18 protein-coding genes, 1 tRNA gene and 1 pseudogene are annotated in these 16,541 nt (G+C 36.6%); 17 read left to right on the top strand and 3 right to left on the bottom strand.

What is annotated here, in order from left to right; genetic code table 11:
- Positions 1 to 8 precede the first annotated feature (8 nt).
- The 12 genes and pseudogenes from ftsY (at position 9) to ACSKY2_RS03745 (ending at position 11,332) form a co-directional block, all read left to right on the top strand.
- The gene (gene ftsY, locus ACSKY2_RS03800) at positions 9 to 1,229 is read left to right on the top strand and encodes a signal recognition particle-docking protein FtsY (RefSeq protein WP_489878195.1); all 1,221 of its coding nucleotides are present in this window, start codon (positions 9 to 11) and stop codon (positions 1,227 to 1,229) included.
- Positions 1,229 to 1,570, top strand: coding sequence for a putative DNA-binding protein (locus ACSKY2_RS03795; RefSeq protein ID WP_489841043.1), 342 nt, complete (start codon positions 1,229 to 1,231; stop codon positions 1,568 to 1,570). Before ftsY ends, ACSKY2_RS03795 begins: the two co-directional genes overlap by 1 nt.
- Before the next feature lie 4 nt (positions 1,571 to 1,574).
- Positions 1,575 to 3,026 carry a signal recognition particle protein gene (gene ffh, locus ACSKY2_RS03790; protein ID WP_489878194.1) on the top strand — a complete coding sequence of 484 codons (1,452 nt, stop codon included), beginning with the start codon at positions 1,575 to 1,577 and terminating at the stop codon, positions 3,024 to 3,026.
- 91 nt (positions 3,027 to 3,117) lie between these two features.
- Positions 3,118 to 3,390: a 30S ribosomal protein S16 gene (gene rpsP / locus ACSKY2_RS03785; RefSeq protein WP_489841045.1), complete on the top strand. Its 273-nt coding sequence runs from the start codon at positions 3,118 to 3,120 to the stop codon at positions 3,388 to 3,390.
- 274 nt (positions 3,391 to 3,664) lie between these two features.
- Positions 3,665 to 4,171, top strand: a complete 507-nt coding sequence (gene rimM / locus ACSKY2_RS03780) for a ribosome maturation factor RimM (RefSeq protein WP_489841046.1) — start codon at positions 3,665 to 3,667, stop codon at positions 4,169 to 4,171.
- A 2-nt stretch (positions 4,172 to 4,173) separates the two neighbouring features.
- A complete protein-coding gene (gene trmD / locus ACSKY2_RS03775; protein ID WP_489878193.1) occupies positions 4,174 to 4,914 on the top strand; it encodes a tRNA (guanosine(37)-N1)-methyltransferase TrmD in 741 nt (246 codons plus the stop codon).
- 121 nt (positions 4,915 to 5,035) lie between these two features.
- Complete coding sequence (rplS, locus tag ACSKY2_RS03770) at positions 5,036 to 5,392, top strand: 50S ribosomal protein L19 (protein ID WP_489841048.1); 357 nt, start codon at positions 5,036 to 5,038, stop codon at positions 5,390 to 5,392.
- A 105-nt stretch (positions 5,393 to 5,497) separates the two neighbouring features.
- Positions 5,498 to 6,768: pseudogene (locus ACSKY2_RS03765) on the top strand (dicarboxylate/amino acid:cation symporter).
- Positions 6,769 to 6,931: 163 nt separating this feature from the next.
- Entirely contained in the window at positions 6,932 to 7,891 is a 960-nt protein-coding gene (locus ACSKY2_RS03760) for a YitT family protein (protein ID WP_489841050.1), read from the top strand.
- Positions 7,888 to 8,100: a 2-hydroxymuconate tautomerase gene (gene thmT / locus ACSKY2_RS03755; protein ID WP_489878229.1), complete on the top strand. Its 213-nt coding sequence runs from the start codon at positions 7,888 to 7,890 to the stop codon at positions 8,098 to 8,100. Before ACSKY2_RS03760 ends, thmT begins: the two co-directional genes overlap by 4 nt.
- 115 nt (positions 8,101 to 8,215) lie before the next feature.
- Positions 8,216 to 9,721 carry a glycerol kinase GlpK gene (gene glpK, locus ACSKY2_RS03750; RefSeq protein ID WP_489878192.1) on the top strand — a complete coding sequence of 502 codons (1,506 nt, stop codon included), beginning with the start codon at positions 8,216 to 8,218 and terminating at the stop codon, positions 9,719 to 9,721.
- A 210-nt stretch (positions 9,722 to 9,931) separates the two neighbouring features.
- Positions 9,932 to 11,332: a C40 family peptidase gene (locus ACSKY2_RS03745; protein WP_489878191.1), complete on the top strand. Its 1,401-nt coding sequence runs from the start codon at positions 9,932 to 9,934 to the stop codon at positions 11,330 to 11,332.
- A 46-nt stretch (positions 11,333 to 11,378) separates the two neighbouring features.
- On the opposite strand, the gene ACSKY2_RS03740 is transcribed toward ACSKY2_RS03745, so the two are convergent.
- Positions 11,379 to 12,014: a deoxynucleoside kinase gene (locus ACSKY2_RS03740; RefSeq protein WP_489841053.1), complete on the bottom strand. Its 636-nt coding sequence runs from the start codon at positions 12,012 to 12,014 to the stop codon at positions 11,379 to 11,381.
- 240 nt (positions 12,015 to 12,254) lie between these two features.
- Positions 12,255 to 12,647 (bottom strand): large conductance mechanosensitive channel protein MscL, encoded by a 393-nt coding sequence (gene mscL / locus ACSKY2_RS03735; RefSeq protein WP_489878190.1) that lies wholly within the window; start codon positions 12,645 to 12,647, stop codon positions 12,255 to 12,257.
- A gap of 188 nt (positions 12,648 to 12,835) precedes the next feature.
- Here mscL and ACSKY2_RS03730 point away from each other — a divergent pair, with 188 nt between their 5' ends.
- From ACSKY2_RS03730 to ACSKY2_RS03710, 5 genes are all read left to right on the top strand, one after another.
- On the top strand, positions 12,836 to 13,675 hold the full coding sequence (locus ACSKY2_RS03730) for a Cof-type HAD-IIB family hydrolase (protein ID WP_489878189.1): 840 nt from the start codon (positions 12,836 to 12,838) through the stop codon (positions 13,673 to 13,675).
- Position 13,676: 1 nt separating this feature from the next.
- The gene (locus ACSKY2_RS03725; RefSeq protein ID WP_489878188.1) at positions 13,677 to 13,883 is read left to right on the top strand and encodes a hypothetical protein; all 207 of its coding nucleotides are present in this window, start codon (positions 13,677 to 13,679) and stop codon (positions 13,881 to 13,883) included.
- The gene (locus tag ACSKY2_RS03720; RefSeq protein WP_489878187.1) at positions 13,870 to 14,598 is read left to right on the top strand and encodes a CPBP family intramembrane glutamic endopeptidase; all 729 of its coding nucleotides are present in this window, start codon (positions 13,870 to 13,872) and stop codon (positions 14,596 to 14,598) included. The genes ACSKY2_RS03725 and ACSKY2_RS03720 overlap by 14 nt, the downstream gene beginning before the upstream one ends.
- A gap of 92 nt (positions 14,599 to 14,690) precedes the next feature.
- A complete protein-coding gene (locus tag ACSKY2_RS03715; RefSeq protein WP_489841058.1) occupies positions 14,691 to 15,197 on the top strand; it encodes an antibiotic biosynthesis monooxygenase family protein in 507 nt (168 codons plus the stop codon).
- Between the two features lie 57 nt (positions 15,198 to 15,254).
- Positions 15,255 to 15,338 (top strand) — tRNA-Leu (locus ACSKY2_RS03710).
- 77 nt (positions 15,339 to 15,415) lie between these two features.
- On the opposite strand, the gene ACSKY2_RS03705 is transcribed toward ACSKY2_RS03710, so the two are convergent.
- On the bottom strand, positions 15,416 to 16,507 hold the full coding sequence (locus tag ACSKY2_RS03705) for a site-specific integrase (protein ID WP_489878186.1): 1,092 nt from the start codon (positions 16,505 to 16,507) through the stop codon (positions 15,416 to 15,418).
- Positions 16,508 to 16,541 lie beyond the last annotated feature (34 nt).

Here is a 16,541-nt window from a genome sequence, read left to right as displayed (position 1 = left end):
AATTAATCATGGGATTATTTGATTTTTTTAGGAAAAAGCCAGTAAAAACCGTTGAAGTTGAAGTATTGTTCCCAAGTAGTTGGGAAAATGAGATGCCACCAGTTGAGGCTGTCAAAGTAGAAATCTTGCAACCAACACCTGGTCAAGCAGTTGACATTATTTTGCCCAAGGTCAACACTTTAGAAACAGAAACAGAAACAGAAACAGAAACAGAAACAGAAACAGAAACAGAAACAGAAACAGAAACAGAAACAGAAACAGAAACAGAAACAGAAACAGAAACAGAAAACGCTAGTGAAAAGTTAGATACGGGATTAAATAAAACGAAAAAGACTTGGTCAGAACGTTGGAATACGTTTATGGCAAAATTTCGATCTGTTGATGAAGAATTTTTTGAAGATTTAGAAGAAACTTTGATTGGTGCAGATGTTGGTGCACAAACAGCTATCCAACTAACTGAAGAATTACGCGATGAAGTAAAATTACAAAATGCTAAAAGTAAACAAGATATCTCTAAAGTGATTGTTGATAAGCTAGTTGATTTATATCAAACACAAGGCATTAACGAGGATGCTTCTATGCATTTTGCATCAGAAGGACCAACGGTTGTGTTATTGGTTGGTGTTAACGGTGTTGGTAAGACGACGACAATTGGTAAGTTGTCAGCCTACTATAAACGTGCTGGTAAAAAGGTTGTTTTGGCGGCAGCCGATACATTTCGTGCTGGTGCAACTGAACAATTAGTTGTGTGGGGTGAGCGTAATGGTATTCCAGTTGTTACTGGAAATGCGAAATCCGATCCAGCATCAGTTGTCTATGATGGTGTTCGTACTGCAATTGAGACACATGCAGACATTTTGTTTGTTGATACGGCTGGCCGTTTGCAAAATAATGTTAATCTTATGCAAGAGTTATCAAAAATGAAGCGTGTGATTACGCGTGAATTACCAAATGAACCACAGGAAGTATTGTTAACGTTAGACGCAACTACGGGTCAAAATGCTGTACAACAGGCAAAATTGTTTAAAGATTCAACAGATGTTACGGGTATTGTCCTTACAAAATTGGATGGTACAGCAAAAGGTGGTATTATTTTACCGATTCGTAATGAACTCCACTTACCAGTAAAGTGGGTTGGCTTGGGTGAAAAGGTTACAGATATCCAACCATTTGAAGCGAATGATTTTGCCAAGAGTCTGTTTGGTAGTTTATTAACGGAGACCAAATAATGGAATTGGAAAAAAGTATGCGGTTGAATATGTTGTTCGATTTTTATCAACCCCTACTAACAGCAAAGCAGAATAGTTATTTACAACTATATTATGCAGATGATTATTCTTTGGGGGAAATTGCTGAGGAATATCATGTTTCTCGTCAAGCAGTCTATGATAATATTAAGAGGAGTACGCAATTACTGGAAAGTTATGAAAAAAAACTACATCTCTATAATGATTATCAGAGTAGACAACAAGCAGCGGATAACTTGAATGATTATATAAAAAATCATTATCCAACTGACGAAACGTTGGTCCGTTTAGCTATCCAATTAGTTACATTAGAAGAGGAGTAAGATAATGGCCTTTGAAGGTTTAACAGATCGACTACAAAAAGCCTTAAGTGGTTTACGACGTAAAGGAAAAGTTACAGATGCAGATTTGCGTGAAACAATGCGTGAAATTCGGTTGGCATTACTTGAAGCTGATGTTAACTTTAAAGTTGTTAAAGATTTTGTCCGAAGTGTTCGTGAAAAAGCAGCGGGGGCTAAGGTTTTAGAGGGATTAAATCCTGCCCAACAAATTGTTTCAATCGTTAATGATGAATTAACAGCCATGATGGGAGAATCGGCTGTCCCATTAAATAAGTCACCAAAAATACCAACTGTTATTATGATGGTTGGTTTACAAGGAGCTGGTAAAACAACAACGGCTGGTAAACTAGCATTAAAGCTTAAAGAAGAGCAAAATGCGCGTCCGTTAATGATTGCAGCTGACGTTTATCGCCCTGCTGCCATTGAACAATTAAAGACTTTGGGTGAACAAATTGATGTACCCGTTTTTGATATGGGAACAGACGTTGATCCACGCAAAATTGTTCAAGCGGGTATGGAAAAAGCAACAGAATTAAAGTCTGATTATGTTTTTATTGATGCGGCTGGTCGTTTACAGATTGACGAAGCATTGATGCAAGAATTAGCAGATATTAAGGACATTGCACACCCTGATGAAATTCTATTGGTTGTTGATGCGATGACTGGTCAAAATGCTGTTGAAACGGCTGAAGGATTTAATGATCGTTTAGATATTTCTGGTGTTGTATTGACCAAGTTAGACGGTGATACTCGTGGTGGAGCTGCTCTATCAATTCGTGCAGTAACAGGTAAGCCGATTAAATTTGTTGGTCAAGGTGAAAAAATGACTGATTTGGATATTTTCTATCCAGATCGGATGGCTAGTCGTATTTTGGGCATGGGTGACTTACTCACACTGATTGAAAAAGCACAAAAAGATTACGACGAAAAAGAAGCCGCTGAAACAATGGAAAAAATGAAATCAAATACGTTTGATTTTAATGATTTCATTGATCAAATGGATCAACTACAAAATATGGGACCTTTAGAAGATATTATGAAGATGATTCCTGGTATGGCTAATAATCCAGCTCTTAAAAATGCCAGAATTGATCCCAAAGATATGGCACATATCCGAGCAATTGTGATGTCAATGACGCCAGAAGAACGTGAAAATCCAGATGTGTTAAATCCATCAAGAAAGCGTCGCTTAGCAGCTGGTGCAGGTCGCCCAGTTGTTGAAGTTAATCGTATGGTGAAACAATTTAATCAAATGAAAAAGATGATGAGTGGCGTTATGAATGGTAACATGGCTGGCATGGAACAAATGATGAATGCCATGGGTGGTAGTGGCGCAGGTTTCCCTGGAAACAGTGGCGGTATGAAAGGGAAAATGGCTAATATTGCAATGAAGCAAATGGCACGAAAAATTCGTAAAAATAAAAAGAAACGTCGTTAATGATAAAGTGTAAAGGGAAAACACTTTACAGCACTGCTTAAGTCTGTTATAGTGATATTTGTAGAAAACGACTGGAGGAATTATTTAAAATATGGCAGTTAAAATTCGCTTAAAGCGCATGGGTTCAAAGAAGCACCCTGTATATCGTATCGTTGTTGCTGATTCACGTTCACCTCGTGATGGCCGTTTTATTGAGACAGTTGGAACTTACAATCCACTGGTACAACCATCAGAAGTTAAGTTAGACGAAGAACTAATCTTGTCATGGTTGAACAATGGTGCACAACCATCAGATACTGTTAAAAACTTGCTTTCAAATGCTGGCATTATGGAGAAGTACCATAACGCAAAGTATTCAAAATAAGTTGTAAAAAGGGGACTCAGCATTGAGTTCCCTTTTTTGTGTCTATTAGATTGGATTCATGATATTAGTGTTGATGAGTTTAGATTTTTTTGAGGAAAGTGCGACAGTTTGACTGGATAAAACAGCAAAATGTTTTTCAAAATAAATATTGCAAAATTGATTTGTGGCTCGGAAACAATTAATAAGGTGATATCAATTTAACGAATTACCTATTTAGTTAACTTTATTTTACTGGTATACTACAATTAATATAACGAATGAAAAGGAAGAAAACATGGCACTTTATAAAGTGGGTAGAATCGTGAATACACATGGTATTCGAGGTGAAGTGCGAATCATGCCAACGACAGATTTTCCAGCGGAACGATTTCAAAAAGGCCAAGAATTGGTTATCCAGACAAAACGAGGAGATGTGTCAGTAAAAATTGCAACGACTCGCCAACATAAACAATTTATATTGGTTAGTTTTACTGGTATGAACAATATTAATGATGTTGAACAATATAAAGATTGTGATGTCATGGTAACTGATACGTTGCAACAAGATTTACCAGATGGTGAATTTTATTATCATGAAATTATTGGTCTAAAGATTATTGATAATGCAACGATGACAATGATTGGCAAAGTGAGTGAAATTTTGCCAATGCCGGCTAATGATGTTTGGGTTGTTAAAACAGAAGGTAAGGAAGATATGTTGTTACCATTTATTGCGGATGTTGTGACAGCAGTTGATTTAGAAGCCGGCACGGCGAATGTAAATTTGCTAGAGGAAATTTAAATATGCGAATTGATGTATTAAGTTTATTTCCCAATATGTTTGCGCCGATGCGTGAATCAATTATTGGTAAAACGGTTGAACGAGGTTTAGTGGACTTTAATGTCACTGATTTTAGAAATTATACAACAAATAAACATCATAAAGTTGATGACGAAATATATGGTGGTGGTCAAGGGATGCTACTGATGCCACAACCTTTATTTGATGCAATGGATGCCGTTGAAAAGGATGCTGGTAATCGTGGTCGTGTGATTCTAATGGATCCTGCTGGTAAAACATTTAATCAATCAGTGGCAGAAGAATTTGCAAAAGAAGATCATTTAACCATTATTGCGGGTCATTATGAAGGGTATGATGAACGTATTCGAACACTCGTTGATGATGAAGTCTCTTTAGGTGATTTTGTCCTTACAGGTGGTGAACTAGGAGCAATGGTTGTTGTTGATGCAACTGTGCGACTATTAGATGAAGCTTTAGGGGACGATCGATCTGCTGTGGATGAATCTTTTTCTACAGGACTACTTGAGTATCCACAATATACACGTCCAGCGGACTTCAGAGGATTACAAGTGCCATCTGTGCTTTTATCAGGTCATCATGCCAATATTGCTAAATGGAAACATAAAGAGGCTCTTCGCCGTACTTATCAACGGCGTCCTGATTTGTTATTGAATTATCCATTAACAAGTAGTGACCGTCAATTATTAAATGACATTAAGCAGGAAGAACAAACAACTGATTAAGCTTTAGCTTGTGATGTTGTAAATAATATGATATGATTTTAATCGGTGCTTCGTAGCACAAAATAAACCCGATAATCCGCTGGCCGGGTGGTGAAATGATTGTCGAAGAGGAGAATTAATTATGCGTCAAAACGCTTTATTAGAGAAGTTGGTTGCTGACCAATTACGTACAGATATTCCAGAATTCCGTGCCGGAGACTCGGTTCGTGTTCACGCACGTATTGTCGAAGGTTCACGTGAACGTATCCAAATGTTTGAGGGTGTTGTCATTAAGCGTAAGGGTACTGGTATTCAAGCTACTTATACTGTTCGTAAGATTTCAAGTGGTGTTGGTGTGGAGCGTACGTTCCCATTGCACTCACCACGTGTTGATAAAATTGAAGTAATCCGCCATGGACGCGTACGTCGTGCAAAGTTGTATTACTTACGTGCATTGCATGGAAAGGCTGCTCGTATTTCAGAAGCACGCCGCGGCTAATAAGGGTAAACTATTAGCGAAGAAAGGCCAACCTCTGGGGGTTGGCCTTTTTTTTGTTAGATAACTGTATTAAGAGGGGGAAGAATTGTGACTGCGAGTGGTAAAATAAAAAGAGAAAAGCGCAATATTGGCTTAGGTTGGCGGATTGTTTTTGGTTTAATTATCGGTATTATTTTAGGTGTTATTTTCTTTCAAAATAAAGTAGCCATTACAGCTATGCAAAATATCGGGACAATGTTTATTGGTTTGATTCAAATGATTGTGTTACCAATTGTTGTTTCAAGTTTGACGGTGAGCATTGCTAAAATGGGTGATATGCGTAAACTAGGTCGTGTTGGATTGAAAACACTGATTTACTTTGAGATATTGTCAACCATTGCTATTATTCTAGGAATGATTGCTGGAAATGTCTTTGAACCAGGAGCACATGTTGACATCCACCATCTTCAATCCACAAATATCAGTAGTTATTTGGCGACCGCTAAGTCAGCGGGCACAGGTAGCGTTTGGACAACGATTATGGATATTGTTCCAACTAATTTCTTTGCGTCGCTAGCAGATAGTAAGATGTTACAAGTTATTTTGTTCTCTGTTTTTTTGGTTTAGGAACAGCAGCAATTGGTCAAAAAGGGCAAATTATTATTGATTTGTTGGATGCAGTGGCAGAGGTTATGTTTAAGGTAACTAATTGGGTGATGCAGTTAGCACCAATTGGTGTTGGTGCGTTAATCGGAGCGACAGTTGCCCAGATGGGGTTGAAATCACTCTAGTCATTGGGTTACTTTATTTTTGTTGCTTATTTAACGATGCTAATTTTCATGGTAGTTATTTTAGGTCTCGTGTTGCGCTTTTATCATGTGAATGTTTTTAATTTATTTAAAGTCTTAAGAGAAGAAATTATTTTGGCCTTTACAACTGCTTCATCAGAAGCAACTTTACCTCGAATTGTTTCTAAAATGGAAAAATTTGGGGTTAGTCAGGGAGTTGTCTCATTTGTGGTGCCAACAGGTTATACGTTTAATTTAGATGGTTCAGCAATTTATCAAGCAATTGGTGCACTATTTATGGCACAAGCGTACAATATTCATTTATCGCTAACGCAACAAATAACGTTGTTAGTTGTATTGATGATTACTTCTAAGGGAATGGCTGGTGTTCCTGGCGCATCATTTGTGGTGTTACTAGCAACCGTTTCGTCGATTGGTGTACCAGCCCAAGGACTTGCTTTTATTGCGGGTGTTGATCGGTTAGTTGATATGGGACGAACAGTCGTTAATGTTGTTGGTAATTCAACGGCATCCATCGTTATTGCAAAATCTGAAAAAGATTTTGACGATAAGAAAAATATCGCGTATTTGGCAAAATTAAATGATTAAATAGACATAACAGCCACGTATTGACAGTATGGATTTTCAATGCGTGGCTGTTATGTAATGATTAATTTTAAAAAATTAGCAAAATTATTTTTCTATCTGGAATATTACGATTTTTTATGTGATAATAGAAAAATGATTTTGGTTTAGATAGGAGGCAGATATTGTGACAACGGCACGGATACGTGAGTATAGTATGAAGGCGATTGTGTTTATATTAGCCGCCGTCTTAGTAGCTATTTCAATGAATAACTTTTTCATTCCCAACAACATCTTTTCAGGTGGATTCAATGGTGTGGCGCAACTGATTAGCTTGTTTTTTGATTCTGTTTTTGGCCTGCATGTTGAAGTTGGTGCGATTATTATGGCAACGAATATTCCGTTGGCGATTGCTGGTTGGATATATGCCGGACGAGAGTTTACAATCTTGTCTTTCTTGAATAATTTCGCCGCTTCATTTATGCAAATTGTTTTGCCCAAAACGTCACTAGTGACACATGAACCAATTTTAGCAGGGCTTTTTGGTGGTTTGCTATTGGGAATATCAATTGGCTTAACGTTCAAAATGGGCTTTTCGACAGGTGGTATGGATATAGTTGCCATGATTGTCCAGAAGACAACTGGCAAGTCAATTGGGACGATCAATATGATTATTAATGTTTTCATCGTTGTTGTTGCGGGTGCTTTTATTGGTTGGCAAAATGCAATGTATACGATTATTGGTATCTATGCAACTTCAGTATCTGTGGACGCTATTCATACACGTCATCAAAAGTTAACAGCATTTATTGTGACAAATCATCCTGATGAGGTGATTAAAGCCTTACAGGAAGCATTAATTCGTGGTATCACGGTTTTACCATCGCGAGGTGCTTTTACGCAGGAACCAAATACAACATTAATGATGGTATTGTCACGTTATGAATTAACTGAAATGCAAAATTTAGTTAAGTCCGTTGATGTTAATGCATTTATTAATATTGTTAGTACAGTGGAAGTTTCTAATAATTTTTGGAATGAAGATTTACAATCACAAATTCGACGTGAACGTACAGCAGCAAAGGCACAAATTACAGATGCGTTGAATATCAGTGAAGAAGCTGATAAGATTGACTTAGACAAATAAGAAAGTTAACGAGGAATAATAAAATGCCATTGGTTCATATTGATTTAGTTGCAGGCCGTAGTGATGAGCAGTTGAAAGCAATGATGACAGACGTGACGACTGCCATTGAAAAACATATCGGTGTACCACGAGAGAATGTTAAAGTTGTCGTCAATGAAATGCAACCAAATCGTTTTATGGATGGTGGCGTTTTGCGTTCTGAGAAATAATTTCGTACAATGGAAGATGGAACAGATAATGTTTCATCTTTTTTTTATCTTAATTAATGAGGGGCGCAATCATCGTTTGATTGTGAAAAAATAATAGTAGGAGCGATAAAGATAGATGGTTGAGCAATACATAATGGCGCTGGATCAAGGCACAACAAGCACGCGTGCAATGTTGTTTGATAAAGCGGGGCAGGTAATTGCCACAGCACAAAAAGAGTTACCGCAGATTTTTAACAAACCAGGTTGGGTCGAGCATGATGCAAACACGATTTGGGAAGATGCACGTCAAGTCATTGCAGAAGTCGTCATTAAGGCAAATATACCGCCTTATAAAGTAGCTAGTATCGGTTTGACTAATCAGCGTGAAACGACAATCATTTGGGATCGCTTGACTGGAGAGCCAATCGCACCAGCGGTTGTTTGGCAATCTAAACAAAGTGATCATATCGCAGAAGATTTAAAAGCAGCAGGGTTAACTAATTATATCTATGATAAAACTGGTTTATGGGTTGATGCCTATTTTTCAGCAACGAAAATTATGTGGTTACTGGATAATGTACCTGGTGCACGAGAACGTGCAGAACAAGGAGATTTATTATTTGGAACTGTGGACACCTGGTTATTATATAAGTTAACAAATGGGCAAGTGCACGCAACAGACTACTCAAATGCATCACGAACGATGTTGTTTAATATTCATACAAAGCAATGGGATCAGGACTTATTAGATAAATTCCATATTCCAGAAACAATATTGCCAGATGTTCGAGATTCATCAGGTATATTTGGTTATACAGCAGATTATGCTTTTTTTGGTATTCAAGTACCAATTGCTGGTATTGCGGGTGATCAGCAGGCAGCGTTAATTGGACATAAAGCTTTTAATCAGGGCGATGTAAAAAATACATATGGCACGGGATCATTTATTGTCATGAATACGGGTCAAGATATACCCGTTTCAAAAAACGGCCTTTTAACAACAATTGCATATAGTATCAATGGTCAAGTAACTTACGCCTTTGAGGGTTCAATTTTTATTGCCGGAGCAGCCATTCAGTGGTTACGAGATGGTTTACAACTAATTAAAAATGCAAAAGAAACAGCAGCGTTGGCAACTATTGCACGTGAGCAACATCCGGAACCTATTTATCTGGTGCCCGCCTTTACTGGTTTAGGTGCTCCTTATTGGGATCAAAATGCCAGAGGTGCGATGTTTGGACTGACGAGAGCAACAAGTAAGGGTGATTTTGTACGCGCAACGTTGGAGTCCATCGCATATCAAACGCGAGACGTTCTTGATGCCATGCAGGATGATACGGGCATTGAAGTGAAAAATTTGGTTATTGATGGTGGCGTTGCAGCAAATGATTACTTACATCAATTCCAGGCAGATTTAATTAATAAGCCAGTTAAGCGACCAGAACAATTGGAAACAACGGCTTTAGGAGCGGCTTATTTAGCCGGGCTAGGTGTTGGTTTTTGGGAAGATATCGCTCATTTACCAGAAAACAGCCATCTTGAATTGAAATCACCAATGGGTGGCCAACAAAAACAGATCCAAGAATCGTATCAAGGTTGGCAACGAGCAGTCAAGGCGACAAGACTATTTCCAGTAAATTAAACTGAATCGTAGAAAATAATATGGTTTATCATGCAAATTTTGATTTTCTTCGAAATTTGCTTTTTCTAAATATAAAAAAGAACATACGTTCCCCTAAAAAATAAAAGAAATTTAAGGTATGATATAAATGTTAAATAAAGTTTAAATATAGGCTGGTGTTTGGGTATTTAAATTTTGGTTAACAATCAGAATTTGGAAGGAGTTGTGCCTATGGGAGAGGTTTCAACGAAGGTAATTGCTACTGGCATTGTAGGTGCTTTGGGCGTTGTTGCTACAACTCAAGTACCAGTAGTACAAGCAACTGTCAGAGATGCAGTTAATGTATCCCCTGATTCAGCGCATGTCACCCATTTAGATAGTATTGCAACATTTGTTAAAGAAGTGACAAATGGTCAAAAATCGAATCAAATAACCACAAAATCAGATGTTATTCGAGAAAAAGGGACCAAAAAATCAGCTTTACTAACAGTTAAGACTGTGAAAACACAAGTAAAAAAGGCAAATATTGATTTAAACGTGGTCGCTTCTCAAGCGATGGCTAATGCATTAGTTTCATCTAGTAGTCAACAAAAACAGACAAACTCATATTATGATGATTCTGAAACGGATGCATCAACAACACCAGCCGAAGATGCCGTTGTTTCAGAAGCTAACAGTGCAAGCTCACAGTCTGATGCGACAAGTGTTTATACTATTCAAGATGGTGACACTTTAGCAAAAGTTGCGGCAGCGAATGGTGTTTCTATTGCTGATTTACAAGCGGCGAACCCAGATGCTGATACAAATATGTTGCAAATTGGACAGTCACTTTATGTACCGAATGGTGAGGCAACTTATAATAATAGTACGACATCTGTTTCGGGAGCTGCACAGGATGGTACGACGACGGCGTCTGCTACAAATAATACTGTTGCCACACAAACAACGGACGATGCGACACAATTTGTACAACAATCTGTTGAGAACACCGCAACACTTGCAAAATCAGCTGTATTTCATGCTCAATCGCCAGTAACGAAGCAACAACTTGCGACGACTGCATCAGCAACAAATGATGCAACGAGAGCAACAACTATGACAAATGGAGATGTTGTACTAAGTGCTTTACCATCTTCTGATGTTATGCAAAATCGGGCATCAACGGTAACAAATAACACGGCGAATAGTACTGAGACGACTAATTTACAAAAATCTCAGACAACAGTACTGACACAAACCCAACGAAATGCGATTGTGACCGCAGCTACCAGATACGCATCACAAAATATTCCGTATGTATGGGGTGGTAAATCACTATCAGGGCTAGATTGTTCTGGGCTAGTTGCACAAGCCTATCATGCGGCTGGCGTGACGATTCCTGCCTATACGATTGCTGAAGAAGCCTATATGACAACGCATGATGTGCAAAGTAATGCAGACATTGTTGCCACGGCACAGCCAGGTGACTTACTTTTCTGGGGTGGTCATGGTGCGACATGGCAAGTTGCGGTTTATATTGGTAATGGTCAATATGTTATTGCTTCTGAACCAGGGCAGCAAGTTCAGATTGCTAATCTCGATAATACGACTGTATTGCCTAATTTTATTGGATCATACAGTATGTCATTTTAATCTACAAAAAAGGGATTTCAGTTAAAAGCTGAAACCCTTTTTATGTTTATTTAGATAAAGTTGCTAAGCGTGCATCGATTTGGTCTAAAACAATTTTTTGACTATTTTTATTTTCAAGATCATAGGTTTGTAAATCAATTTTCATTTTTGGTGAAGCATTATACTCTTCATACCACTTTTGATAAGCAGACCACATTTTGAAATAATATTGACGTAATTCAGCGTTATCTTCAAATTGTTCATAATCACGACCACGTTTTTTAATACGATAAAGAATTGTGTCAAAATCTGCGTCAGCAAACACCATGAGATCTGGGCGACCTTTTTTCATTGTTTGAATTTCTGACATCATATTTTTCAATAATGTCATGTAAACATTTAATTCAGCATCTGAAATATTACCTTCGCGGTGATTTTCTTGTGTAAATAGAGCGTCTTCATAAATTGAACGATCTAGAACGTTATTGTCATCTGATAAAGCTTTCTTTATCATAGCAAAACGTTTATTTAAAAAGTAAATTTGTAGCAAAAATCCGTATTGTTTAGGATCTGCATAATATAGTGGCAACACAGGATTTTCACCAACGGGTTCGAAAAAGGCTTGTGTTTTAAGGTGCTTTGCAATTAAATCAGTTAGTGTGGTTTTCCCAACACCGATCATACCAGCTGTGATAATCACCATGGTAGTCCTTCTTCCTTCAGGATTATATTTTCTCCAAATACTCATCTTATTAAGTACATGAGTGAGCTTATCAGCTGATAACTATATTAGCCAATATAATAAATAAATTCAACGTCTTGACAAAATAAAAAGAACGTACTTGTTCAGTTAAATGTTGATACAAGAGCGTTCTTAAAATTAATTAATTTCTATTATGTGATTAGTTTACGTGATGAATAATTTGATGTTGTTCAACAGGAACTAATGATTTTTTTCATTTAATGCATCACGAATTTCTTGTAGTACGACTAATTCTGTTTCAGGCGCAACGTCTTCCGCTTCTTCGCTCTTTTTAGTGAGTGATTGTGCTTTACGAATAGCTTTGATAATTAGGAATACGGCAAAACTTGTTAGAATGAAAGTGATCAATGTGCCAATAAATGATCCTATTTTAATATTGGCTGAGCCCACATGCCAAACAATATTTGAAAATGAAATTGAACCAGTAATAATACCTATTAGCGGCATGATGAGATCGTTAACAACGGACTTAACAACAGTTTGGAAAGCAGCACCCATAATGAACGCAACTGCTAAATCCATCACGTTACCCCGCATAATGAAATCACGAAATTCATTTATAAAACTACGCATATACTATCTCCTTTATTATTAATGTAATAAATATGACATAGCAAGTTGATTAAGTCAAAATATAAGTGAGTGATAATAGGAATTTTTAAACAAAATTTGCTGTCTGGCAGATAATTATTAGTTACATCATTTTTTTGAACATATTTCTGTTAAAATATAGGAAATACATGCGAGAGAAAGAGAGAGTTATGAGTTATAAAATGCTAGTATCTGATTTAGATGAAACATTTCTAAATGATGACGGTACAATTCATCCAGAAAATATTCGTGCCATACAACAGGCAGTCGAAAAAGGGTTTAAATTTGTACCAAATACTGGTCGATCATTTGAATCAGTGCAACAAATGTTAAAAGAGTTAAATTTATTTGATAAGCAAGGTCAATATGTTATTTCATATAATGGTGCGGCCATTATTGAAAATAAGAATAATCAAGTTTTGATGACTCAAAATATGCCAACGTCTTTAGCCAAAAAAATATTTCGGGCAGGTTATTTAAATCATCAGGTCGACGTTCACATTTATACAGTAGATAAATTATTTATTTACGATATTAATGAATCAGATAAAACATACATGGCAACACGAGGTGTTCATTATGAAAAAATCATAGATGATGATTTATCATTTTTAGATGCTGAGCAGCCGATTATGAAAGTAATTTTTGAAAGTGCTAATAAAAAAATGCATGAGCAAATTTATGATGCCGTTATCAATGCGGTTGGAGTAGATAGTGTTGAAGCAACTTATTCATCAGGTCGATATGTTGAATTTAATCTGAAAGGTGTTGATAAAGGCTCTGCAACACGATTACTTGGTCAAAAATTAGGTATTCAGCCATCTGAAATTATTGCGGCTGGTGATAATAATAATGATTTAAAAATGATTAATGCCGTTGGCCTAGGTGTTAGTGTTGCTAATGGCATTCCAATGATAAAGGATGCTGCAAAATTTATCACAACACGGACAAATAATGAAGGTGCTATTGCAGAAATATTAGATCGATTTGTATTGGAGGGTGAATCATAGTATGCGTTTTGCTATCCAAATTGGGGCGAGTGTTATTGTCGTTATCGTATTTGTTGGTTTTGTATGGTTTGCTAAAGTGGCAAACTGGCCAATATGGGTCATTGGTTTGGGATTATTCATAATGTTTATTCTTGCAACGATATTGATGACAGTACTAGCATTAGCTTTGCAACCAAAAGATCGAGAGGACGAAGATGAAGAAGATTGAACAAATTGGGACGCTGATGGTAGGGGCAATTTGGTTGGTTGTTGGTGTTATACTTGATTTTTTGATTCAGTTAGGCAGTACGTATAGTAAGCAAGGTGTTGTCAATGGGTTACATCTTAGTAAAAATAGTCCGATTGGTATTGTTGTGATGTTAGTGGTTATTGTTATTTTAACAGTGATAACTGTATGTATATTAGGCTATGCTGTTAAAAAAAAATCACCTAAAACGGCATTACATCCATTTCGTGCTAATAAGGTCGTCTGGATTGGCTATGGCTATGCCATGATTATTGGCGCGGGGATGGTAACAGTTATTTTACAATTACTTATTACGCATCAGCAGATTACTGCAAATAATCAAGCCTCATTAGAAGAAATGGCACGTAAGGGTGGCGCTGCTTTAATTTTTGTTATTGTTTTAGCTGTATTTGTTGCCCCCTTAGTTGAGGAATTGATTTTTCGTGGCATTGTATTGAATTATTTTTTTAAAGATGGTCCATGGTGGTTAAATGTGATAATTTCCGGTGTCTTGTTCGGTTATTTCCATGTCTTTCAAGACTTCCAAATATTTGCTTTTATTCAGTATTCATTGATGGGAATCTCTTTAGCCATTGTATATAAGAAAACCAAACAGATTCAATATTCTATGGCAACACATATGTTAAATAATAGTATTGCTGCGATTGGTTTAATTAGTATCGCTTTAGGGGCATAAAAAATTTTTCCTTTTAGTATATTTTTTAGTTAATAAAGCTATAATAGACATATGGATGTTATGGCATACGACTGTAAACGGGGGATATTCGAATGACAGAGTACTTACATGAAACTTTTGGCTCACGAGCCGTATTGCAAAATGTTAGAAATCAAAATTTAGATCGTGAATTGTTATTAATGCGTGATGATTCTGACCAACAAAAATATGAATTGTTAGAAAAAACTTCCAGCAAGACATCTATCTTTGCTGTGCCAACAAGTTATGAAATTATTTCTAGCCATGGTGAGACAGATGAATTACGTGGTTGGATGAGTTTTACATTTATTACGTTGAATGACTTAGAAAGAGATAACTTTTTGCGACGTTACAATGCAAGCCGTTTAGACGTTGAAACACCTGGATTTATTAGTTCATATGTTTTACAAAGAACCAATAACAGTCATGAATTAGTTATCTTATCAACATGGCGGTTAAAGCAAAATTGGACCGATTGGCAAGTTTCTGACGATTTTCCAATGCATCGCTATGAAAACAGTCAGTACAATTTACACAGAAAGCAATTGAGTTTTGCAGCTTTCTCAAAACAAAATGTTTAAATTAGCTACCCAATCGCATTAATTTCTGATATAGTGAATTATGTTGTGAGTGGGTATGCCATCGTGGCGGAACTGGCAGACGCGCACCGTTCAGGTCGGTGTGAGATTAATCTCGTGCAGGTTCGATTCCTGTCGATGGCATCGAAATGGCTCTGAAAATCCTTTATTTATAAGGTTTTTAGGGCTTTTATTTTGTATTTGTAGCACTTTTGTAGCATTTACAAATTATTTAATAGATTCATAGACTTATTTGCCTCATCTTTGCGTTCAGTTTTTAGGAGATGAGTATAAGTTGATAAAGTAATATCAATGCTAACATGTCCTAGCCTTTCAGAGACGTATTTTATGTCAACACCTTGTGATAACAGCCAACTAGCATGAGTGTGCCTCAAACCATGGAACGTTATTATCTTATCTGATTCAATTGTGTTTAAATTACGCTCTAATTGCTTGTTAGCTGCATTATCAGAAGGAGGGAACCCATTTATACCACTAAATATAAAAGAGCTTTCAGAATGAATTTTTTGCCATTTTAATAGATCATCAATCAAAACTATTGGGATAGCAATAATTCGATTTGAGCTTTTTGTTTTTGTTGGCTTGAATTTTTTAAGTGAATCATCCCAATTTTTGTTAATGGATAACGTACCTTCTTTAGGATCTAAATCATCCCATTGTAGAGCAGATATTTCAGCATAGCGACATCCTGTATGCAATCCAGTAAGAATCATCATATCTGTTACGGGTCGCTCATTAACAGGGCGGGATACTAATTGGTTCACGAGTTTTTTCATTGTATCAGCTTCTAAGAATTTTAATTCGGTATCTTTTCCTGCACGACCAACTATATTAACGTTTTTTGTAAAATCTTTATAGATAATGTTATCTATGATAGCTGCCTCGACCATTTGATGAGTGTGCATTCGGAATTTTTTGACGGTTTCAATAGCATATTTTTTACCCATCTTATTAAGAAATGTTTGAAATTGTTGACGGGTCATATTTTCAAGCTTGATATTGTCAAAGTTATTATGTAGAACTTTACTAGTAAATTTATACCATCGGATTGTGGCATTAGATATTACTGGCTTTTTGAATGTTTCAAACCATTTATCAAAATATTCGGGGAGGGTAATATTATTTGAGAATGTGATCATTTGTTTCTGCTTAGCTACCTCCATTTCATTTGCCCAGCCTTGTGCTTCTGATTTTGTCCTGAAACCAGATTTTGTTTTTCTATGGCGTTCACCATCTTTCAATACGAAAATGTTGGCAGTCCAAGTTTTACCGCGTTTATAAATACTTGCCATATTAATTTAAGCCTAACCTCTCATGTAAATTTTT

Source organism: Weissella sp. ESL1156, assembly GCF_058505625.1.
Note: the sequence above shows the minus strand (reverse complement) of the source record. Positions and strands in the feature narration are given on the sequence as shown.